Genomic DNA, 22,509 nt, shown 5'->3' on the forward strand with positions numbered 1-22,509 from the left:
GACGGCGTCGGCGGCCCGCGCCCTGCGCGCGCTCGGCTTCGGGACGGATGTCACGGCGTGGCGTGAGCCGGCACGGGTGGGGGGTGGCCATGCGTAACGGTGATCGCAGGGCGTCGGCCCGGTATGTCGTTGCGGAGGGGTCGTCTCGGTTGCGGACGGCGTCGGCGGCCCGCGCCCTGCGCGCGCTCGGCTTCGGGACGGATGTCACGGCGCGGCGTGAGCCGGCACGGGTGGGGGGTGGCCATGCGTAACGATGACCCCAAGACGCTCGCCCGGCACATCGTTCCCCTGGTGCGGCCCTCGGACGTGCTGTTCGCGGTCGGCCCCGCCTTCGACGGACGCGATCCCTGGGCGGCGCCCCAACTGCTGCTCATCGGTCCGGGGCAGCCCCCGCGGGGTGTGACGGCCACGGTCGGCGCCATGCGGTGGGGCACCTACAGCGTCGCCGGAAGCGACCCGGTCAGGCTGGGGTTCTGGACCAGCCAGGAACTCTCCGCGATCGCCGAGACCGTCGAGCACCTCGCCCTGGCCGCCCGGGTGCCCGCCGTACGGGCGCACTTCCCCCGCCTCGACACCGGCACCCGCAAGCTGCTGCACGACCTGCGCCGGGGAGAGGTGCTGGCCGGCGCCTCGGAGGCCGCCCTCTGGCGGGAGCGGCTGGGACTCGACCAACTGCACGTGTACGTCGCCGCGATCCATCTGCGGCGCTTCGCCGCCCGACGCCGTCAGGCCGAGGGCCTGCTGGACGACGGGGACGTCGAGGACGCCGGGTGGATGCTGAGCGAGTGCGGGGCCGAGCTCCTCGCCGCCCTGCTCGCCACGACCGGCGAGACCAATCCGCGGCGCCACTGGCATCCGCGGCTGCTGCGCCTGCACGAGAAGACCGTCGGCGCGGACGAGGCGGCGTGCGTCCTGCGCCTGCTGAGGCACGGGCCGTGCGGCCGGGACGGCGCCGACGCGATCCGGGCGGCCCTGTGGGACGCGGACCGGCTCCACGCCCAGATCCTGCGCCGCTGCCCGTCGCTGCCGGATTCGTCCGCCCGCTCCGCCACCGTGGCCCGAAACCCCTAGGAGACGCCATGCCCGCCATCGAGTTCATCGGCTACAGCCGTGAAGAGGCAGTCGAACGGATGGAGCGTTACATTCCGCTCTTCGCCCACCTGGACTGGGCCGACGACTTCATCTTCCAGATCGAACCGGACAACAAGGTCATCGGTCTCAACCGCGTCGAACAGCCGCTGGTGCGGGTGCGCTCACGGTTTCCCGAACGTATCGAAATCACCCGGGACATCCTCCGGGACCACGAGGACGTCGAGAGCTTCGTCATCGACTTCCGAGCCCGCCGTGTGCAGGACTGACCAGGAAACGGAAGGAGACGACCGATGCTGATCTGCGGCGTCAAGACGACGCACGACGGTGGCGTCGCCCTCGTGGAGGACGGCCGCCTCGTCTTCTCCACGGAGATGGAGAAGCTCGGCAACAACCAGCGCTACGCGAAGATCAAGGACTTCTCCACGGTCTTCGAACTGCTGGCAGAACACGGTTACCGACCCGAGGACATCGACCACTTCGTCCTGGACGGCTGGTACAAGACCCACAAGATCCAGTCGTGGCACGGCCAGGAGTTCGAGGCCGTCCTCGCCCCCTACCGGCGCGGCCTGCTCGACGACGATCTGCTGCGCGCCTACCCGAACTCCGTCCAGGACCTCCCCTACCTGAGCTTCACCCACTACGCCGGCCATGTCGCCTCCGGCTACTGCGCCAGTCCGTTCGCCCGCGAGGGACGGGGTTCCTACGTCCTCGCCTGGGACGGCTGGATGTTCCCCTTCCTCTACTACGTCGACGGCCGGACCCGGAAGGTGACCAGCCGCGGCCCGCTCATGCCGGTGATCGGCGACTCCTACCTCCAACTGGGCCAGCTCTTCCCGCCGTTCGACGAACCGGTCGAGTACCCGCACATCCTGGGCCTCGCGGGCAAGATCATGGCCTACATCGCCCTGGGGGAGGTCAGGCCCGAAGCCGTCGAGCACATCGACCGGACCATCGACACCGCCTTCCGCGAGGTACTGGGCGACCGGCCGGACGACGACCGGTTCTACCAGGTGGGCAACGGCATCGAGATCCTGAAGAGGATCAAGAAGAACGTGGCCCTGCCCGGGACGGAGCCCGCGGACATGCTCGCCTCCATCCACCACGCCCTGAGCCGGAGACTGGTCGAGGGTGTCCGGGAGAAGGCCGCCACGGCGGACTTCCCCGACCGCAACCTCGTGGTCGTCGGCGGCTGCGGACTCAACATCAAGTGGAACAGCGCCCTGCGGGACAGCGGAGTCTTCGACACCGTGTGGGTGCCGCCCTTCCCCAACGACTCCGGCAGCGCCATCGGAACCGCCTGCGCCGCCATGCTCACCCGGACCGAACAGGTCGCGCTGGACTGGGACGTGTACTCGGGGCCGGCCCTGAAGGACTCCGCCCCGCTGCCCGGCTGGCGCGAGGAGGCCTGCGACCTGCGTGACCTCGCCCGGCTGATGCACGAGAACGACGAGCCCGTGGTCTTCCTCAACGGGCGGGCCGAGATCGGTCCGAGGGCGCTGGGAAACCGCAGCATCCTCGCCCCCGCGGGCTCGGCGAAGATGAAGGACCTGCTGAACGAGGTCAAGGACCGCGAGTTCTACCGGCCCGTCGCCCCGATCTGCCTGGAGGAGGCCGCGCCCGAGATCTTCTCCCCCGGAACCCCGGACCCGTACATGCTCTTCGACCACGTGGTGCGCGACTCCTGGAAGGACCGGGTCCCGGCGGTGTGCCACCTCGACGGCACCGCCCGCCTGCAGACCGTGAGCCGCTCCGAGAACGAGGCCGTCCACGACCTCCTCACGCACTACCGCGAGCTGAGCGGAATCCCGCTGCTGTGCAACACCAGTGCGAACCTCAAGGGCTCCGGATTCTTCCCCGACGTCCGCTCGGCCATGGAGTGGGGCCGCGTCCGCCTCATCTGGTCCGACGGAAAACTCTTCACGCGTGCCGACTGACGACCCGGCAAGGACGAACACATGACGAGTCTGATCGCCACCATGGGCCCTGCCCTTCTCTCCCCGCGGACCCTGCGCGCAGCGGTCGCCCGGGGAGTGTCGGCCCTCCGCTTCTCGGCCTCGAAGTTCTCGGCGGACGAGCTGGCCGCACAGGCGAGGCGGACGGCCGAGACCGGGGCCGCGCTCGGCCGCCCCCTCGACCTGCTCCTCGACCTGCCGGGCGCCAAGACCCGGCTGACCAACGAGGACTGGTTCCCGCTGGCCGGTGTGGAACGCCTGCGCGTCCTGTTCTCTCCCGCCCCCGCCCGGCGGGACCTGCCCGTCCCGGAGATCGGCACGACGGGCATGGCGATCGCGCCGTACATCGAGCCCGGTGACGTCCTGGTGCTGGGCGACGGGGAGAACGCGCTGCGCGTCGAGTCGTGCACCGCCGACGGCTGCCTGACCCGCCCGCTCACCCAGGGGGACGTGGGACGGCAGAAGGGAATCAGTCCGCACGGCAAGCCCCAGGCGTACCAGGCGCTGGGCGACGTCGAGACCACCGCCCTGAAGGGCCTGGGCGACAGCGTCTTCTCCGGCGTCATCATCTCCTTCGTCGAGGGTCCGGACGTGGTGGAGGAGGTGCGGTCCCTGGTCGGAGAGGCACCGGCCGGCGGGCGTCCGGCCCCCGCGGTCATCGCGAAGATCGAGACCCGGGCCGGCGCCGAGCGGGCCGCCGAGGTGGCGCGCTCGGCGGACGGTGTGCTGCTGGGCCGTGGCGACCTGCTGCTCGACGCGGGCGAACTGGACTTCTACGACCTCGGCAAGAAGGTCATGAAGGAGACCCAGAAGGCCGGGCGTCCGATCATCGTCGGTACCCAGCTCATTCCGAGCCTGTCCGACGGCTGGCTGCCCAACCGGTCCGAACTGGCCTACCTCTCGCACCTGGTCGAGAAGGAGGTGGACGGTCTGATGCTGGCGACCGAGACCACGGTGGGCAGCGCGCCGCTGCGCACCGTCGAACTGGTCACCGCCCTGATCGAGCGCTACGGATCGGGCGCCGCGCCGGCACCGCTCTTCCCGAGCCGTGTCCCTCAGTGAGCCTCAGTGAGCAGGAAGGCCCCATGTCCAGAATCGTCGTCACCCTCGGTCCCGCGACCGAGGACCCCGTGATCCTCGAACAGGTCGTCAAGGCGGGGGCGGACTCCTTCCGGTTCCCGGCGTCGAAGGCGTCGGTCGCCTCCCTGGCCGAACTGGCGGCCGGTGTCTCCTCGGTCGCCGCCGGCCTCGGCCGTACCCCCGACCTGCTGCTCGACCTGCCGGGTGCCAAGACCCGCTTCACCAACGACGACCAGTTCTCCCTGAAGGGGATCTCGCGGGTACGGGTGCACTTCGCGCCCGTGGCCTCCGACGTCCATCGCGAGGTGCCCGTCCTGGGGCTCACCGGCGCGGACATCTCCGGGCGGGTCGACCCCGGTGACATCATCCTCATCGGCGACGGCGAGGACGCCCTCCGGGTGGAGCGGGTCGAACCCGACCACTGTGTCACCGTCCCCCTGACCGACGGGTTCCTCGGCAGACGCCGTGGGGTGGCCCTGCCGGGCAGGAGCGTCCCGGCGTCCGGGCTCACCGACCAGGACCGGGCCGCGCTTCGGACGCTCCCCGGATCGATCTTCAGCGCCGTGATCATCTCCTTCGTGGAGTCGGCGGACGACGTGCGCGAGGCTCGCGACATCATGACGGCCTCCGCCGCCGGCCACGACGTCCCGCCGCTGATCGCCAAGGTCGAGACGCGGGCCGGGGCGGCCGCCGTGCGGGAGATCGCCGAGTGCGCCGACGCGGTCCTGCTGGGCCGGGGCGACCTGCTGCTCGACTCCGGCCCGCTCGAGTTCTTCGACCTCTGCGAGACCGTTCGTACCGGCACGGCCGAGGCGGGCTGTCCACTCATCGTCGGCACCCAACTGCTGACCAGCCTGTCCGCCGGCTGGCTGCCGCACCGGTCCGAACTCGCTTACGTCAGCGGGCTGCTCAGGGCCGGCACGGCCGGACTGATGCTCGCCGACGAGACGGCCGCCGGGACGGCCCCGGTGCGCACCGTCGAGCTGCTGCGCGAACTCCGCGAGCGGTACACCGGAACCGGCGAGGTCCCGCCGCTGTTCCCCGCCCGCGCGGCCGCCGCGCCCGCCGGAGGGGAGTGACCGTGCGCCACCACATCCGACTCCCCCGGGTGGTTCCGCACCTGGCCGCCGCCGCCATGTCCGCGCAGCGGGATCCGTACGGTGCCCGCGGCCTGCTGGCCTGTGCCGCGAGCGGCGGTCCGGGACCCGACCGCGACGTGATCGTCGCCGGCTGGGTCTTCTCCCACGACTTCCGGCGGACGCTGCTCGTCGACCACCCCCGGTTCGGCTGGCTGAGCCCCGGGGGACGCCTGGAGGCGGGGGAGCTCCCGCCGGACGGCGCCCTGCGCGAAGTGGTGGAGGAGACCGGAACCGATCCGCGCCCACTGCTGCCCGACCCGGTGGCGGTACTTGGCAACCGGGAGAGCCCCGAACGGGTCTACGGCCTGGCCTACGCCTTCGTGACCGACCCCGCGGCCCCCCTGACCCCGGAGGCCGGACAGCCCGCGTCCTGGTTCACCATCGCGGACATGCCCCCCTGCCCGGCGTTCCCACTCGACCACGAGGCCCTGGCGGCAACGGCCCGCGCCCTGGCCGGTGAGCTGCGCGGGGCGAGCGAAGTCCGCTCCGGTTCGGCCGCGCCCCTCCAAGGGGCGCGGAGCTGTGACATATGCGGCTCCGCCGCGTGGGCGCGACCAGCCACGACGAAGCCGCAGACGACGGAGAAGACATGGACAAACGGCCCGTGCCCGGCATCCTGATAGAGGGCCACGAGTACAGCGGCAAAACCACTTTGGCCCGCGGCGTAGCCGACGCCCTGATGCACCGCGGACTCAAGGTGCGCACCGCGCACGGAACCATGACCCATGACCCCCTCGTACGGTCGCTGCTGGACGAGGCACTGACGGTCTTCGCGGGCACCGACCACCACGGTTTCCGCCACCCGGAGACCTGGCGCCGCTTCAACAGCCGCCGCTCGGCCCAACTACTCCTGGACACCGAGCTGTTCTGGCAGTCGGAGCCCCGCCCCGGCGAGATCCTCGTCCAGGACCGCTACTGGCTTCCGCAGTACGCCTTCAACCACTACTTCACGCCCGCCGAGAGCTACCTCAGCGAGGCATGGATCGCCTCCCGCGTGCCGAAGTTCACCGTGCAGGTCTATCTGACCTGCGACACCGCGACCCGGCGCCGCCGGGCCGCCGCACGCGACGGTGACGGCGCCCTCGCCAAGCACCCGCTGAACGCCTTCCTGCGGCGGCACCTCGACGAGATGGCCGGGCTTGACCGGTTCACCACCGGGCTCGTCGAGGACAGCCCCGAGTGGCTGGTGCTGCGCTCCGACCGGCTCTCGCCGCAGGAGCTGACCGACGCGGTCCTCGGGCGGTTCGACGCCCGCCCCGCGGAGCCGGTGGCGGCCGGTGCCGGGGCGGATCGGCGGTCGGCGGGGTGAGGTCGGAGCAGACCGCGCCCGCGGGCCACGAGGACCGCACCGACCGCTGGTGCGTCATCGGAGCCGGCCCCGCCGGCCTGGCCACCGCGAAGAACTTCCGCGACGCGGGCCTGCCCTTCGAGATCGTGGAGCGCGAGGACAGCCTGGGCGGGATCTGGCGCTACGGCGAGCAGGGCGGCGTGGTGTACCGGTCCACCTGCATGATCTCCTCGAAGCGGCTCAGCGCGTTCCGCGGATTCCCGATGCCGGCGGCGGCGCAGGACTTCCTGGGGCACCGTGAGGCGCTCGCCTACCTCACCGACTACGCGCACGCCAACGGCCTGCCCGAACACATTCGTCACGGGCTCGCGGTGAGCCGGGTCAGACGGGCGGGCGAGGCCTGGTCGGTGACGTTCGAGGACGGCAGCGCCTGCCTCTACCGGGGTGTCGTCGTCGCCTCCGGACACCACTGGGACCCGAGGCCGGCCCGGTTTCCCGGTCGCTTCGACGGCCGGGTCCTGCACTCCAGCGAGTACCGGACTCCCGGCGTACTCCAGGGTCGGCGCGTGCTGATCGTCGGAAGCGGAAACTCCGGGACCGACATAGCGGTGGAGTCGTCACGAGTCGCCGCCCGCACCCTGAACTCGGTCCGGCAGGGCTGCCACTACCTGCCCAAGTACTTTCTGGGGCGGCCGATGGACGAGGTCATGGAGTGGTTCGTGCGCGTGCGGGCCCCGCGCTTCGTCCACCGGTGGGTGCGGCGCGTCGCGATCTGGTGCGTCTTCGGCGATCCCTCCAGATTCGGGCTGCCGCGGCCGTCCCGGCGCGTCATGGACGGGCGCCTCATCCTCAACTCGGAACTCGTGCACCACGTCGCCCACGGGGCCGTCGTGTCGAAGCCCGACGTGGCCGAACTCCGGGGCGACCGGGTCCGCTTCACCGACGGCTCCGAGGAGGAGGTCGACGTCATCGTCCACGCCACGGGCTTCAACGCCTCCCTGCCCTTCCTCTCGCCCGACGACCTGCCCCTGAACGGGTCCGGCCGGTACCCGGACCTGGCACTGCACCTCTTCCATCCCGTTCACGACGGCCTGTTCGTCGTCGGCATGATCCAGCCCGACAGCGGCGCCTGGTGGCTCTTCGACGACCAGGCCGCGACGGTGGCCGCCTACATCGGTGCCACGGAGGGGGGCGGGGCCGCGGCCGAGCGCGCCCGCGGCCTCGTCGGCGACCACGCGGCCCGCAGGTACCAACCGCCGGGAACGCCCGGCCCCCACGCGTCGCTGCGGGTCGAGCACGACCGTTACGCCAGGGTTCTGCGACGGCTTCGCCGGGACCTGGTCTCGACCGCCGGGAAAGCCCGGGGAGAGAAAGCCCGAGGAGAGAAAGCCCGAGGAGCGCGATGAACAGTTCGAGCGGGACGATGCTGAGGGGCGTGCTCCTCGAAGGGCTCAACTTCGCCGGCAAGTCGACGACGGCGGCCCGGCTCACCACCCTGTTACGGGCCCGGGGCACCGAGGTCCACTCGCGGCACTGCCATGTCTGCGACACCGACGGCACGCGGGCCCTGCAACTGCGGGCGAAGTCGTCCGTCGGCGGGAGCACCGGCCGCCCGTTCCCCGATCCGGACCTGCTTCGCCCGTTCAACGTGCTGAAGTCCGCCCAGATGCTCATCGACAGCGAACTCGCCATGGACTCCGGCTACGCGGCGGGGGCGGCCGGCCCGGTCCTCGTACAGGACCGACACTGGTTCACGCAGTACTGCAACAACCAGTACTTCAACCCCGGCGAGGGCTACCTCAGTGACGCGTGGGTGGCCGCCTGCGCGCCGCGATTCACCGTCCAGGCGTACCTGACCTGCTCCCCGGCCGAACGGGAACGCCGGGCCGGCCGACGGGACGGCGATGCCCACGGACTGAACTCCTATCTGCGGGCCAACCCGGAAGGCATCGCGGCGCTCGACGCGTTCTGTGTCGAGCAGATCGCCGACGACCCCTCCTGGCTGGTTCTGACCACCGACGAGCTCTCCCAGGACGAGATCGCCGCACTTCTCCTCGGCCTCTTCCAGGCGCGGGACGGCACCGCCGGATGATCTCCCGGGACGCGCCAGGACAGGGCCAGCCCGGTGGATCGCTCCGGCTGGCGGGCAAGACCGTCTCCCGCCTCGGCCTGGGCACGATGGGGCTGACCGGCCCGGGCAACTGGGGGGCGCCCCCCGACCCCGCCGAAGCCGTCCGGCTCCTGCGCACAGCCGTCGGCGAGTACGGCGTGACGCACATCGACACCGCCGACGCGTACGGCCCCCACACCGTCGAAGAGCTGATCCGCCGGGCGCTGCACCCGTACCGGGACGAACTGCTGGTGGCCACGAAGGTCGGACTGGTCCGTCCCGGCCCCGGCGTGTACGAGCCACTGGGCCGTCCGGCGTACCTGCGCCATGCCGTCGAGGCGTCGCTGCGCCGACTGGGGTGTGAGTGCCTGCCCCTGTGCTACTTGCACCGGGTGGACGGGACAGTGCCTCTCCCCGACCAGCTGGGCACCCTCACCGAGCTGCGGGACGAGGGGAAGATCGGCGGCATCGGCCTGTCCCGTGTCACGGCCGACGAGCTCGACCGGGCCCGCGCCCTCGCCCCGATCGCCGCGGTCCAGAACCCGATGAACCCCGCGCGGGGCCACGACGCGGCCCTGGACCGCTGTCGCGACCTGGGCCTGCCCTACGTCGCCTACCGCCCGCTGGGGAAGGGGCGGCTCGTGGGCCAGGGGCCGGGCCCCGTCCTCGGCCGGCTGCTGAGCCTCGGCCCCCATGTCGCCGTCATCCCCGGCACGACCCGCGTCGACCACCTCCGGCAACTGGTGGAGGCCGCACGAGCGGCCGGCGGCAGCGGCTGACGGCCGGGCCGCGTCCCCAACTCCCCGAAGCGACAAGGGATCTGTCCGCTATCTGTTCGTCCGCCCCCTCGCCGGCGCTTTCAGTGCTTCATTCGACGTCGTGACCACCACAGCGAAACCGGAGAAGGACATGGCGCGCGGCGACGCCAAGAACGCCAAGAACGCCAAGTACGAAGAGGCGAGACGGGCGGCGGAGGCGGCGAAGGCCGAGCGGCTGCCCGCGGGGGAGACCCGGCGAGCCCTGTATCGCTGCTTCCGGCCGCACCGCGGCGCCATCGCCCTGGCCGGCCTGCTCACGCTGCTGGGCTCGGTGTCCGGCCTCCTCCAGCCGCTGGCGGCAAAGGCGCTCGTGGACCGGCTCGGCGGCCATGGCTCCATCGCCGGGATGCTGGTGCTGCTCACCGCACTGGTGGTACTCGGCTCCGCGATGCAGTCCGTGGGCGCCTACGTCCTGGAGCGCACCGCCGAGTCCGTCGTGCTCGCGGCCCGGCGCACCCTGGTCGGACGGCTGCTGCGGCTGCGCCTGTCGGAGGTGGAGCGCGCCCAGCCGGGGGACCTGATGTCCCGGATCACCTCGGACACCACCCTGCTGAAGGCGGTGACGACCCAGGCGGTGGTCTCCGCCGTCACCGGCGGTCTGACCTTCCTCGCGACCGTCGTGCTGATGGGCGTGATGGACCTGGTGCTGCTCGGCGTCACGCTCGGCGTCATCGTGCTCGTCAGTATCGCCATGGGCCTGGTCATGCCGAGGATCTCGCAGGCCACGCAGCGCTCCCAGGAGGCCGTCGGCGTCATGTCCACCGCGCTGGAGAGGGTCTTCGGCGCCTACCGCACCGTCAAGGCCTCGGGCGCGGAGGCGCGCGAGACGGTCAAGCTGGACGATGCGGCACAGGAGGCTTGGCGGCACGGCGTGAAGTCGGCCAAGTGGCAGGCGTTGACGTGGAGTTCGATCGGACTCGCGGTGCAGATCTCGTTCCTGGCGGTGCTCGGCATCGGTGGCGCGCGGGTCGCCTCGGGCGCGATCCCGGTCTCCACGCTCGTCGCCTTCCTCCTTTTCCTCTTCTACTTGTTCGACCCGATCGGCAGGATCGTCGAGGCGGGCCAGCAGTACCAGGTGGGGGCGGCGGCGATCGCCCGTATCACCCGGGCCGAGCTGCTGGAGACCGAGGACACCGACGCGGCGGGGGAGCCGGCCGTGCGCACGGGCTCGGCCCCGGCCACGGTGGCCTTCGAGGACGTGACCTTCCGCTACGGTGACGACCTGCCCCCCGTCCACCAGGGCGTGACCTTCGAGGTGCCCGGGCCCGGCATGACGGCGTTCGTGGGCCCCTCGGGCGCGGGCAAGACCACGGTGTTCGCCCTGATCGAACGGTTCTACGAGGCCAGCGGCGGCCGCATCCTGGTGGACGGCCGGGACGTGCGCGAGTGGCCGCTGGCCGAACTGCGCGCCGCCATCGGATACGTCGAGCAGGACGCGCCCGTCCTGTCGGGCACGCTGCGCGAGAACCTCGTGTTCGCGGCGCCGGACGCCACCGAGGAGGAGATCCACGACGCCGTCGTCCGCGCCCGGCTCGAAGTCCTCGTGGCGGGGCTGCCGCAGGGACTGGAGACACCCGTCGGTCACCGTGGCTCGAAACTCTCCGGTGGGGAGCGCCAGCGTGTGTCGATCGCCCGAGCACTGCTGCGCAAGCCCAGGCTGCTCCTGCTCGACGAGGCGACCTCGCAACTGGACGCCGTCAACGAACTGGCCCTGCGCGACGTGGTCGCCGAGGTCTCCCAGGAGGTGACGGTCCTCGTGGTGGCGCACCGCCTGTCCACGGTGACCATGGCCGACCGCATCGTGGTCATGGACGCGGGCCTGGTCCGCGCGGTCGGCTCCCACGCCGAACTGGTGGCCGAAGACCCCCTGTACGCGGAACTGGCCGCGACCCAGCTCCTCGCCACAGCGGCCCCTCACGAGACTCCGTCGGGCCTGCGTTAGCCGGTGCCGGCGGACGCGCCGCTCAGGGCCCGTTCCCTCAGCACTCGATGATGTTCACCGCGAGTCCGCCCCGCGCCGTCTCCGTGTACTTCACGGCCATGTCGGCCGCTTTGACCAGGGCGCCGAAGCCGGAGGTGTATCGGGTACGAGGTCCTGGGCGCGTCCGGTCGGGAGCCGGTGTCCAGCGACACGGCGATGGCCTCGGCCTGGTCGGACGTGAGGTCCCGCCCCCCTTACCGCTCGCCTCCCTCCAGGCCGTCAAGCCTGGCGTTCATGCACCCGGCCTCTGCAGAGGCATTCGAGGCCGCGATCACCACCTTCCTCAGGGGCAACACCGGGCCGGGTGAGTGGCTTAAACTCCGGGTGATTCTCGTGGCCCGCTCACAAGGCGGTCTCGCATGTCGCCTCCGGATGCGGGTCGGCCGAGGAGGAAGTCGGTTGGAAGCGCGGTTACGGTTCTCGGTGCTGGGCCCGGTCAGGGCGTGGCGGGGCGAGGACGAGATCGAACTCGGTGCGCCCCAGCAGCGGGCGGTGCTGGCCGCGCTGCTGCTGGCGGAGGGTTCGCAGGTGTCGGCGAGCGGGCTGATCGACGCGGTGTGGGGGGCGAGGGCGCCGGCCTCCGCGCCCGGCATCCTGCGGACGTACGTGCACCGGCTGCGGAGAGCGCTGGAGCCGGCCGGGAACACCTCGTCGTCCGTGCTTCGTTCCAAGGGCGACGGCTATCAACTTCGTGTCTCACCCGAAGAGTTGGACCTCGGCGCCTTCCGAGGGCTGGTCGCCCGAGCGGAGCGGGCACGACATGCGGGAGACACCAAGGGAGCCGTCGAGCACCTGCGGGACGCGCTCGGTCTGTGGCGGGGAACGGCGCTGGCCGGTGTCCGGGGTGACTACGCGCAGACCCAGCGTCAACGGCTCGGTGAGCTGCGCCTGTCCGCGGAAGCGGCCCGCATCACGGCCGAACTCGACGTCGGTGTCCCTACGGAGGCCGTCGCGGAACTGACCGGGCTGGTCACTGAGCACCCGTTGGACGAGCGGTTCCGGGAGTTGCTCATGCTCGCGCTGTACCGGTCGGGGCGGCAGGCGGCGGCCCTCGCCGCCTACCGCGAGGCGCGGACGCTGCTCGTGGGCGAGTTGGGAGTCGATCCGGGCCCGGCACTACAGGCGATGTACCAGCGCGTGCTGCGGGCCGACGCCACGCTCCTCGCTCCGCCGACCACGGTCGAGGCGGCAGCCGTGCCTGCCCGGACCCCCACGCCCGTACCTGCCCAGGGTCCTGGCGTCCCGTCCCAACTGCCCGCCGGCCTGGCGGTGTTCGTCGGCCGAGATGCCGAACTGGCCGAGGTGGCCGGACTGCCTTCGGGCGGCGCGGTGGTGGTCAGCGCCATCGCGGGCATGGCGGGCGTCGGCAAGACCACCTTCGCGGTGCGCTGGGCCCGAGAGGTCGCCGACCGCTTCCCGGACGGCCAGTTGTATCTGAATCTGCGGGGCTTCGACCCGGCCGGTCCGCCGGTCACGCCGGAACGCGCACTGCGCACGCTGCTGGAGTCGCTGGGCGCCGACGGGCGCGGTCTGCCGCAGGACGTGGACGCGCTCGCGGCACGGTACCGGACCCTGGTCACCGGCAAGCGCATGCTGGTGCTGCTGGACAACGCCCGCGATGCCGCGCAGGTGCGGCCGCTGCTGCCGGGGGCGCCCGGTTGCCTGGTCATCGTCACCAGCCGCGACCGGCTCGCCGGGCTGGTCGCCGTGGACGGCGCCCACCCCCTCCAACTCGACGTGCTCTCCGAGCCGGAAGCCCGCGCCCTGCTCATCCGGCGCCTCGGGCAGGGCCGGGTCGCCGCCGAACCGGACGCGGTCGCGGAGATCATCGCCCGGTGCGGACGACTGCCGCTGGCCCTGGCGGTCACCGCCGCCCGCGCGGCGATCCGGTCCGCCCTCCCCCTCTCGGCGATCGCCACCGAACTGCGCGACAGCGCCGACGGCCTCGACGCGTTCCACGACGGTGACGCCGCGGCCGACGTACGCGCCGTCTTCTCCTGGTCGTATCACGCCCTCACCACCGATGCCGCTCGCCTGTTCCGACTGCTCGGCCTGCACCCCGGCCCCGACGTCACCCTGCCCGCAGCAGCCAGTCTGGCCGGACTCACCATCCCGCACACCCGACGGCTGCTGGCCGAGCTCATCCAGGCCCATCTGATCGACGAACCCGTCCCAGGCCGTTACGCCGCGCACGACCTGCTGCGCGCCTACGCCACCGAACTGGCCGAGACCGTCGACCCGCCCCGGGAGGCGCGCGCGGCCCGGCACCGGATGTTCGACCACTACCTGCACACCGCCCGTGAGGCGCTCGCGTTGACCTCCCCTGACCGGCTACTGATCTCCCTGGCCCCCGCGGCCGAGGGGGTGCGCGCAGAGGATTTCGACGGTGACGTCGCGAAGGCGGTGGCCTGGTTCACCGCCGAGAAGGCGGTACTGCTCGCCGGCGTCGAACAGGCCGCCACCCACCGACACGACGCCCACGCCTGGCAACTCGCCTGGGCCGTGGCCAGCCATCTGCACCGGTTGGGTCTGTTGCGGGAGCACGAGGCCGTACACCTAACCGCCCTGGAGGCGGCGCGCCGGCTGGGCGACCGGGCAGCCGAGGCCCACGTCCTTCGCCTTCTCGCCTTCTCCACCGCGGACATGGGCCGCGTCGACGAGGCACGCGCTCATGTCGGACGAGCCATCGAACTGTTCACCGAATCGGGCGACATAAGAGCCTGCGCAGAGGGCTACTTCACGCTGACCTGGGTGGAGGAGCGGCAGGGCGATCCGGAAGCGGCGCTCGGCGCCGCGCGGCAACACCTCGCGCTCACCTTGGTTGATGACGGCCATGGTGGCGACGGCAACCGTGGGCGGACGACGACGGCGTCCGCCCTCAACGTGGTCGGCTGGTGCCAGTCATTGCTCGGGCAGCACCAGGAGGCCCTTGACCACTGCCATCAGGCGCTGGCCTTGTTCCAGGAACTCGGGGACGACGCCGGGGCGGCGGTCACCTGGGACAGCATCGGCCACGCCCACCACCACCTCGCTCAGTACGAGCAGGCCGTCACCGCCTATCGCAACGCCCTCGATCTCTACCGGTGGGTCGACTCCCCCTTGGTGACGGCAGGCACGCTCACGCGTCTCGGAGACACCCACCTGAGCGCCGCCGACCCGGAGGCGGCCCGTGCGGCGTGGGCCGAGGGGCTGGACATCCTGGATCGGATCGGCCACGCCGATGCCGAGCCCCTGCGCACCAGACTGCGTCAACTAGACGAGTCGGGTGATCCGGTGGAGGCGGACGTGGCGCCCACCGACTCGTAGTCGGCGCCCTGTTCGGAAGGCCGTGTCCCTTCCGGCCGGTATCGCGGGACACGCGTTGATGCGGAAGTCAACGATCCGTCAACGGACTGTAGACACCGTTCCGGTTGTCTTGATCGGACTGCGGGGCCTACGCGTTCGATCTGAACGACCAATGCCTTGGACGCGTTTGTGGAGCCGAGCCGCCGTTCATGGGAATCGGCGGCTCTCTCCGCACGCGGTGAAGAATCCGTATCGGTGCTTTCGGGGGCTATGAGCATGTCTGTTGAAATTCGTTCCATCCCATCCGTCGACGATCGGCGGAGACATGACGTCTCGCTGCGCCTGAGGATCCTCGGTCCGTTGGGGCTCTGGCACGCCGGTGTCGAACTGGACCCGGGTCCGCGTCAACAGGCTCACCTGCTCGCGCTGCTTCTCGCCCGCGCGGGCAGACCCGTCAGCACCGGCGAGCTGATCGGCCTGATGTGGGACGACGATGTCCCGGCCAGCGCCCTCAACATCATCCACAAGTACGTCGGCGCCCTACGACGTCTGCTCGAACCCGGACTCCCCGCCCGGGAAACCGGCACGTACCTCCACCGCCGCGGCAACGGCTACCTGTTCACCGCCGGCTCCGGGACGCTCGACCTGGTCGCCTTCCGCGAGCGGGTGGCGACGGCCCAGGCCGACTCGGCGCGGCAACGCCACGACGCCGCGCTCGACAACTACGTGGAGGCGCTCGGCCTTTGGCACGGTCCCGCAGGTGACGGCCTGACCCACGGGCCCACCGTGGTACCGATCTTCGCCGCCCTCGACGCCGAGTTCCACGACGCGTGCGTGGCGGCGACCGAACTCGCGGTGTCGCTGGCCCAGCCGGAGCGGGTACTCCCCGCGTTGTACCTGGCCGCGTCGATGGCGCCTCTGCACGAACCCGTCCAGGCCGCCCTCATCCGTGCCCTTGCCGCCGCCGGGCGGCAGGCGGAGGCGCTGTCGGTGTTCGGCACGGTCCGCGCCCGCCTCGCCGAAGACCTCGGTATCGACCCCGGTCCGGTGTTGCAGGACGCACACCGGCGCGTGCTGACGCAGACCGCGCCGTCGACGGCCACGACCGGGACGAACAGTAACTGCGGTTGTGCGCAGGAGAGTTCGCCCGACAGCATGGTCGGCCGGGCCGAGGAACTCTCGATGCTGCGGCGGACCATGGAACGGGCGTTCACCGACGGCACGGCCATCGGCGTCGTCGAAGGTGAGCCGGGGGTGGGCAAGACCCGCCTGTTGGAGGAGATCACCGCCGAGGCGGACCGGCGCGGGGCCCTCGTCGTCCGGGGCCGCTGTCTCGACGGTGATGGGACGCCCTCGATGTGTCCCTGGGTGCAGGCGATCGGCACGGTCCTCGACGGTCTGTCCTCCTCGGCCCGGGAGAAGTGGCTCGACGACGATCTCGGCCGCCTCGTCGAGCCGCGCGGTGACGTCCTCGCCGCACCGATGCTGCCGGACAACGGCTTCCGGTTCCGTCTGTTCGAGCGGGTCGTCGCCGTCCTGGGCCAGGCGTCGGCCCAGCGACCGGTGGTACTCGTGATCGATGATCTCCAGTGGGCGGACGGTACCTCGCTCCAGTTGTTCGAGCACGTGGCGGCCCGGCTGCCGGCCGGCACCGTGATCCTCGGCGCGCTGCGCGACCGTGCGCCGGCACCCGGCTCGGAGCTGTCCCGGATGCTCGCCGCGGTCAGCCGGGTGCCCGGCCATCGCCGCTTCCGGCTCGGCCCGCTCAACCGGGACGACGTGGCCGAACTGGTCCGCCGTGAAACCGGCCGGACCACCGGCCCCGGCGCTGCCGGCAGTATCTACGCCCGCACCGCCGGCAACCCCTTCTTCGTCCTGGAACTGACGCGACTGCTCGCCGCCGGCGGCGAACTCACCGACCCCGCCACGGCCAGGGCCGGGGTGCCGGCCACCGTGCGGGACGTCGTCCTCGACCGGATGGCCGGTCTCGACGGCGACGCCAGGGAACTGCTGCGGATCGCCGCACTCATCGGCCGCGACGTCGAAGTCGGCCTGCTCGCCCATGTTGCCGGCCTCGACATCGAGAGCTGCCTCGACCGCCTAGAGCCCGTGACAGCCCTCGGCATGCTTGAGTCCGGGCCGGACAATCCGTTCTCGTTCAGGTTCGCGCACGACCTGGTCCGGGAGGCGGTCTCCGCCACAACACCGCCGTCGTGGGCAATCCGAGTGCACCTGCGGGTCTCCGATGCCCTGGACAACACCGACCCCGACGGTGAGTCCGTCGCCGAGCGTCTCGCCCACCACCTGTGGGCCGCGGGCCCGCTCGCCGAGCCGGCCCGCACCGCGGCCGCGCTGGTGCGCGCGGGCGGGCGCGCGGCGGGCAAATCCGCGCTGGACAGCGCCGAGCGCCAACTGCGGTCGGCCGCGCGGGTGGCACGGACGGCGGATCTCACGGAACTGGAGCTGACCGCCCTCTCGCAGCTCACCGCGGTGGTCGGGATGCGGTCGATGTACGGCTTCTCGGCGCTCGATCTGCTGGAGCGCGCCGAGCACCTGGCCCGCCGCCTCGGCCGGGAGGCGGAGGCCACCGGTTTCCTCTACTCCCGCTGGGCCGCGCACGCCCAGGCCGCCGATCTCGACCGCAGCGGTCCGCTCGCGCGCCGTTTGCTGGACCAGGGTGAGGCGTCCTGCGACCCGTTCGTGCTCGCTTGTGGCCTGCACGCCTGGGGCATTCACGAGTGGCACGTCGGCAGAGTCGGCGAGGCATTCCGGTACCTCAGCCGGTCCAGGCCCATGGTCCTCGACCTCGCCCGGCGCGCGGAGGATCCGGTCCGCCACGACCTGCAGTTGCTCATGACCGGTCTGCTCGCGGAGATCACCGCGATGCACGGTGACGTCACGGCGGCGCGGGATCTGCTCGATGTGCTGCAGGACGCGGCGGGCGATGATCCGTACATGATCACGGTGTGGGCCACCATGGCGGCGAGGATCGCCTCCGTGGTCGGTGACCCCGTTCAGGCGCTGCACGGGGCGGAGCGGGGGATCGCCGTGGACCCGGGCTTCTCGTTCGTCTTCCTCGGCACCTACCAGCGGCTGGCCCGGTGCTGGGCGCAGGCCATGACCGGCAACGATCCGGCCGGTGCCGCGGCGGACGCGCGGCGGATCATCACGGCCAACCTCCTCGACCCGCCGCGTTCTTGCGTCGCCACCTGGTACGGGCTGCTCGGCGAGATGTGGTTGGCGGGCGGGGAGCTGGACGAGGCCGCCGCCGCCCTCGACCAGGCCGACCTGTTCCTCGACAGCCTTGGCCAGCGGTACCCGGAGGGCCTGCTCCTGCTGCTGCGGGCGCGGTTGCTACAGGCCCTCGGGGAACCCGTCGCGGTCGTCCGGACTGCCGCCGAGAAGGCTCGGGAGCTGTCCACGGAGCGGGGGGCGCACCTGTTCGCCGACCGTGCCGAAAGGTTCCTGAAAGAGCTTGAGGAGCCTGTCGGCCCATGACCGGGTCCCGCACCGACGACGCGGAATCCACAAGGAATCCAGTCGGCGATTCATCACTTTCCCACTGATCGTCAAGGGGATCTCCCTAACCTGGCACACGCCGTAACCGCCCGGCACGGCACGCCCGTGAGTGCCGTGCGTTCCCGCCCGGTGTCTCCGTGCGCGGGCAACCGCAGTGCGGCCTCCAAGGCGTGCGACACGCCCTCCAGCACATGAACCAACAACAGGGGAAAAGCAATGACGCGTTCTTACGCATCTCTCGGCATGGTGGCGGCGCTCGGCGGCGTCCTACTGCTCTCCGGGTGCGGCGGTTCCGACAGCCCGGCCGCGGCTCCGTCGGCCTCCCTGCCGGCCGCCGCCGCACCCAGCGGTGCCGCGAGCGGGTCGACCGCCGGGCAGGCGGCGGGGGCCGCGCAGCCCTCGCAGTCGACGAATCCGTCGGGCGGCTACTGGCCCGCCACCGTGCAGCTCGGCCACAACGACAAGCTGGGCAAGACCGTCGTGGACGGTGAGGGCTTCACGCTCTACCGGTTCGACCCGGACTCCGCCAACCCGTCCAAGGCGACCTGTGTGGACGCCTGCGCGGTGACCTGGCCGCCGGTCCTCGCCAACGACAAGATCGTGTTCCAGGGTCTGGACCGGGACAAGATCTCCACGGTCCAGCGGGCCGACGGCACCAACCAGGTGACCATCGGCGGCTGGCCCGTCTACCGGTTCTCCAAGGACACCGCGGCGGGCGAGACCAGCGGCGAGGGCGTAGGCGGCACCTGGTTCGCCGTGGCGCCCGACGGCTACAAGGCCAAGGACAGCAGCTACTGACGAGTCCGGCCGGGCCCGGGGCTCAGGCGAATGCCGAGTCCCGGGCCCGCGCCACACGGGGGGGGAGACAAACATGACGACGAAGCCGATCACCGTGACCGTGCACGCCGACGACCCGCTGTCGCGTGCCGGAGTCACCAGCTGCCTGCGGGGCCGCCCGGACATCGAGGTCGTGGAACGGTCCGTGGGGACCGCCGGCCACCGCTCCGTGGCGGTCGTGCTCGCCGACCGGGTCGACGCGCCGGGCGCCGCGGCCCTGCGCCGCCTGGTCCGCGGCGAGTCCCGACAGGTCGTACTGGTCGTGGACGGCCTGCGCGAACGGGAGTTGCTGACCGCGGTCGCCTGCGGAGTGCACACCTTCGTATGGCGGCACCAGGCCACCGGCGACCGGTTGGAGCAGGCCGTACGGTCCGCCGCGCGCGGCGACAGCGAGGTCCCGCCCGACCTGCTCAACCGGCTCCTCGTGCAACTCGGACGGCACGGCTCGGGCAGTCCCGTGGTGACCTCGGTCACCGGGCTCGCCGACCGCGAGGTGGAGGTACTGCGGTTCGTGGCCGAGGGGCTGGAGAACCGACAGATCGCGGGGAAGCTCGCCTACTCGGAGCGCACCGTGAAGAACATCCTGCACGGCCTGATGACCCGGATGCAGTTGCGCAACCGGGCCCACGCGGTGGCGTTCGCGCTGCGGGAGGGATACCTGTGATCCACGAGATCGACGAGGCCCTACGGCGGCTCCTCAGCGCCCAGGCGCTGCCTGGAGGCGTGGCGGAGGTCGTCTTCGACGCGCCCACCCGCGACTGGGCCGCCCGCCGCAACACGCCCACCGTGGACGCGTACCTCTACGACATCCGCGAGGAGGTGGCCCGCCGGGAGCGCGGTGCGATGGCACTGCGCGACGCGGACGGGGCGGTACGGGAACGCCGCCAGCCGCCGCGCTGGTTCCGGCTGTCGTACCTGGTCACGGCGTGGACCAAGCGCACGGAGGACGAACACCGGCTGCTGTCCGCCGTACTGGCCGGGCTGCTGCCCTACGAAGTCCTGCCCGCCGAACACCTGGAGGGCAGCACCCTGCTCGTGCTGGGTGCGGCGATTCCGCTCACGGTCGGGGTGCCGCCGGCGGAGTCCCGCTCCATCGCCGACATCTGGTCGGCGCTCGGCGGCGAGCTCAAGCCGTCGCTGGAGGTCGTGGTGGTCGCGCCGGTGCCGGTCTCACCGGACTACAAGGTGGCGCCGCCGGTACTGGAGCCGACGGTCGCCCAAGTGCGCGACATCGCGAACAGCCACGATCCCGGCGGCACTTCGCCGACGCCCGCACGGCGACGGGAGCACCGGTGAGCGACGCCCTGCTGAAGCGCCTCGCGCTGCTGCGGGAACGGGTGAGTGCCCTGGTCGAGGCGCGCAGTGGCGGGGATCCGTCGGCGGGGGATCCGCTGCGCGGGTTGTTCGTGTCCCCCGAGCGGGTGGAGCACCTGTTGGAGGGGCGCGAACGGATTCCCGTACGACTCGACGACGCGTACGGGGAAGCCGTGGCGGACGACGCTCTGGCGGAGACGGCCGCACGTTTCGGGCTCACGCGTCTCGACACCCACATCCTTCTCGCCGCCCTCGCGCCCGACGTGGACCGGGACTTCGAGCCGCTGTACGGCTACCTCAACGACGACGTCGGGCGCCGCCGCGCCAGCGTGGCCCTCGCCCTCGACCTGGCCGGGCTCGCACCGCACGACTGGGCCGCGCGGGCCCGGTTCCATCCGGGGGCACCACTGACGGCTTCCGGCCTGCTGGCCCTGGAGGATGCCGAACGGCCGCTGCCGGGGCGGGAGTTGCGTGTTCCGGAGCGAGTGATCGCGCATCTGCTGGGGGATGAGGGTCTGGATGGTGAACTGCTGGGCGCGGTCGAGCTGTTGACGGTGGGGGAGCCCACGGGACCGTTCGCGTCCCGGCTCGGGGCTCTGCTCGCCGCCCGGCCCGCCGTGGTCCACCTGAGGGGGCGCGGAGCGGAGTCCGGGACGGCGGTGGAGGTGCTGAGGGCGGCGGGCCTTCCGGTACTGCGGTACGACCCGGCGTTCGGGGACCGGCATCTGGTGCCCGTACTGCTGAGGGAGGCGCGGTTGCGCGGGGCGGGGGTCGTGGCAGGGCCGTTGCCGGAGGAGACGGAGAAGGCAGGTGCACTGGTACGGGCACTGGAGTCGTCCGGTGCCGTACCCGTGGTGCTGTTCGGCACACAACCCTTTGACCCCCGCTGGTCCGCCGCCGGTGACGTGCTCTGCCTCGACATGCCTCCCGGCGCGGCGGACACCGGGCCGCTCTGGGCGGCCCAACTGAGCGGAGAGGCCCCGGAGTTCGACCTCCCGGCAGCCGTGGCTCCGTACCGCCTCGCCCCGGAGCAGATCCGTCGCGCGGCCAGGACCGCCCGGACGCTCGCCGAGTTGGAGGGCGGGCCGCTGACCGCCGCCCACCTACAACGGGGCGCCCGGCAGCAGTCCGCGCCCGCCCTGGACCGGCACGCACGGCGGGTGACTCCCGCGGTCGGCTGGGCGGACCTGGTGCTGCCCGCGCGCCCGCGCGAGCAGTTGGAGGAACTGGTGGTCCGGGCCCGGCAGCGCGAGCGCGTGCTGGGGCAGTGGGGGCTGCGGACCGGCGGCGGACGCGGTCACGGGGTGGTCGCCCTGTTCGCCGGGGAGTCCGGTACCGGGAAGACGCTCGCGGCAGAGGTCGTCGCCGGAGAACTGGGCGTGGACCTGTACGTGGTGGACCTGTCCGCCGTCGTCGACAAGTACGTCGGCGAGACGGAGAAGAACCTGGAACGGATCTTCGCCGACGCGGACCGCACCGACGCCGTGCTCCTCTTCGACGAGGCCGACGCGGTGTTCGGCAAGCGCTCGGAGGTGAAGGAGGCGAGCGACCGCTACGCCAACCTGGAGAGCGCCTATCTGTTGCAGCGCCTGGAGTCCTTCGACGGGATCGCGGTGCTCACCACCAACCTCCGTGCGAACATCGACGACGCCTTCACCCGCCGCCTCGACCTGGTGGTCGACTTCCCCTTCCCCGACGTCGACCAGCGGCTCGCCCTGTGGCGGCAGAGCCTGGCGGGGGTGCCCTGCGCCGACGACGCCGATCCCGGCCCGTGCGCGCGGGACTTCGTGCTGGCCGGCGGCTCGATCCGGGGCGCGGTGATCACCGCCGCGTACGCCGCGGCGGGCCGGGGCGGTCGCGTCACGACGGACGACCTGCTGACCGGCGCGGTCCGGGAGTACCGGAAGGCGGGGCGGCTGGTGGTCGGCCGGGACGACCTGTAGGGACCAGGAGAAGGAACTGACGACCTGGAGAACCAGGAGCAGGATCCGACGTCCGGCGGGCCGGGCCGACACCATGTCGGCCCCGCCCCCCCCACCCGCCCACACCCCGACACCCTGCGGCGGGCCCGCCGGCGCTACACAGGGGATCGGC

17 protein-coding genes are annotated in these 22,509 nt (G+C 71.9%); all 17 read left to right on the forward strand.

Going from position 1 to position 22,509, the window contains the following annotated elements:
• Window positions 1–243: 243 nt before the first annotated feature.
• The 17 genes from ABZT17_RS30260 (at window position 244) to ABZT17_RS30340 (ending at window position 22,358) form a co-directional block, all read left to right on the forward strand.
• Window positions 244–1,071 carry a hypothetical protein gene (locus ABZT17_RS30260; RefSeq protein ID WP_356353357.1) on the forward strand — a complete coding sequence of 276 codons (828 nt, stop codon included), beginning with the start codon at window positions 244–246 and terminating at the stop codon, window positions 1,069–1,071.
• 8 nt (window positions 1,072–1,079) lie between these two features.
• Window positions 1,080–1,358 (forward strand): hypothetical protein, encoded by a 279-nt coding sequence (locus ABZT17_RS30265; protein WP_266957230.1) that lies wholly within the window; start codon window positions 1,080–1,082, stop codon window positions 1,356–1,358.
• A gap of 24 nt (window positions 1,359–1,382) precedes the next feature.
• Entirely contained in the window at window positions 1,383–3,026 is a 1,644-nt protein-coding gene (locus ABZT17_RS30270) for a carbamoyltransferase N-terminal domain-containing protein (RefSeq protein ID WP_356353359.1), read from the forward strand.
• A 21-nt stretch (window positions 3,027–3,047) separates the two neighbouring features.
• Entirely contained in the window at window positions 3,048–4,106 is a 1,059-nt protein-coding gene (locus ABZT17_RS30275; RefSeq protein WP_356353361.1) for a pyruvate kinase, read from the forward strand.
• A 23-nt stretch (window positions 4,107–4,129) separates the two neighbouring features.
• Window positions 4,130–5,203 (forward strand): pyruvate kinase, encoded by a 1,074-nt coding sequence (locus ABZT17_RS30280; RefSeq protein ID WP_356353363.1) that lies wholly within the window; start codon window positions 4,130–4,132, stop codon window positions 5,201–5,203.
• 2 nt (window positions 5,204–5,205) lie between these two features.
• Complete coding sequence (locus ABZT17_RS30285) at window positions 5,206–5,883, forward strand: NUDIX hydrolase (RefSeq protein WP_356353365.1); 678 nt, start codon at window positions 5,206–5,208, stop codon at window positions 5,881–5,883.
• Window positions 5,853–6,572 carry a hypothetical protein gene (locus ABZT17_RS30290; protein WP_356353367.1) on the forward strand — a complete coding sequence of 240 codons (720 nt, stop codon included), beginning with the start codon at window positions 5,853–5,855 and terminating at the stop codon, window positions 6,570–6,572. Before ABZT17_RS30285 ends, ABZT17_RS30290 begins: the two co-directional genes overlap by 31 nt.
• Entirely contained in the window at window positions 6,569–7,957 is a 1,389-nt protein-coding gene (locus tag ABZT17_RS30295; RefSeq protein ID WP_356353369.1) for an NAD(P)-binding domain-containing protein, read from the forward strand. Before ABZT17_RS30290 ends, ABZT17_RS30295 begins: the two co-directional genes overlap by 4 nt.
• The gene (locus tag ABZT17_RS30300; RefSeq protein WP_356353371.1) at window positions 7,954–8,643 is read left to right on the forward strand and encodes a hypothetical protein; all 690 of its coding nucleotides are present in this window, start codon (window positions 7,954–7,956) and stop codon (window positions 8,641–8,643) included. The genes ABZT17_RS30295 and ABZT17_RS30300 overlap by 4 nt, the downstream gene beginning before the upstream one ends.
• On the forward strand, window positions 8,640–9,440 hold the full coding sequence (locus tag ABZT17_RS30305) for an aldo/keto reductase (protein WP_356353373.1): 801 nt from the start codon (window positions 8,640–8,642) through the stop codon (window positions 9,438–9,440). Before ABZT17_RS30300 ends, ABZT17_RS30305 begins: the two co-directional genes overlap by 4 nt.
• A gap of 130 nt (window positions 9,441–9,570) precedes the next feature.
• Window positions 9,571–11,421, forward strand: coding sequence for an ABC transporter ATP-binding protein (locus tag ABZT17_RS30310; RefSeq protein WP_356353387.1), 1,851 nt, complete (start codon window positions 9,571–9,573; stop codon window positions 11,419–11,421).
• Window positions 11,422–11,859: 438 nt separating this feature from the next.
• Window positions 11,860–14,766 (forward strand): BTAD domain-containing putative transcriptional regulator, encoded by a 2,907-nt coding sequence (locus tag ABZT17_RS30315; RefSeq protein ID WP_356353375.1) that lies wholly within the window; start codon window positions 11,860–11,862, stop codon window positions 14,764–14,766.
• 339 nt (window positions 14,767–15,105) lie between these two features.
• Window positions 15,106–18,243: a BTAD domain-containing putative transcriptional regulator gene (locus ABZT17_RS30320; RefSeq protein ID WP_356353377.1), complete on the forward strand. Its 3,138-nt coding sequence runs from the start codon at window positions 15,106–15,108 to the stop codon at window positions 18,241–18,243.
• Window positions 18,244–18,480: 237 nt separating this feature from the next.
• A complete protein-coding gene (locus ABZT17_RS30325) occupies window positions 18,481–19,062 on the forward strand; it encodes a hypothetical protein (protein WP_356353379.1) in 582 nt (193 codons plus the stop codon).
• 73 nt (window positions 19,063–19,135) lie between these two features.
• Window positions 19,136–19,765 (forward strand): response regulator transcription factor, encoded by a 630-nt coding sequence (locus tag ABZT17_RS30330; protein WP_356353381.1) that lies wholly within the window; start codon window positions 19,136–19,138, stop codon window positions 19,763–19,765.
• Window positions 19,762–20,397 (forward strand): DUF4255 domain-containing protein, encoded by a 636-nt coding sequence (locus ABZT17_RS30335; RefSeq protein WP_356353383.1) that lies wholly within the window; start codon window positions 19,762–19,764, stop codon window positions 20,395–20,397. Before ABZT17_RS30330 ends, ABZT17_RS30335 begins: the two co-directional genes overlap by 4 nt.
• Entirely contained in the window at window positions 20,394–22,358 is a 1,965-nt protein-coding gene (locus ABZT17_RS30340; RefSeq protein ID WP_356353385.1) for an ATP-binding protein, read from the forward strand. Before ABZT17_RS30335 ends, ABZT17_RS30340 begins: the two co-directional genes overlap by 4 nt.
• The last annotated feature ends 151 nt before the right edge of the window (window positions 22,359–22,509 follow it).

Source organism: Streptomyces sp. NPDC005648, assembly GCF_040605395.1.
GTDB lineage: Bacteria > Actinomycetota > Actinomycetes > Streptomycetales > Streptomycetaceae > Streptomyces.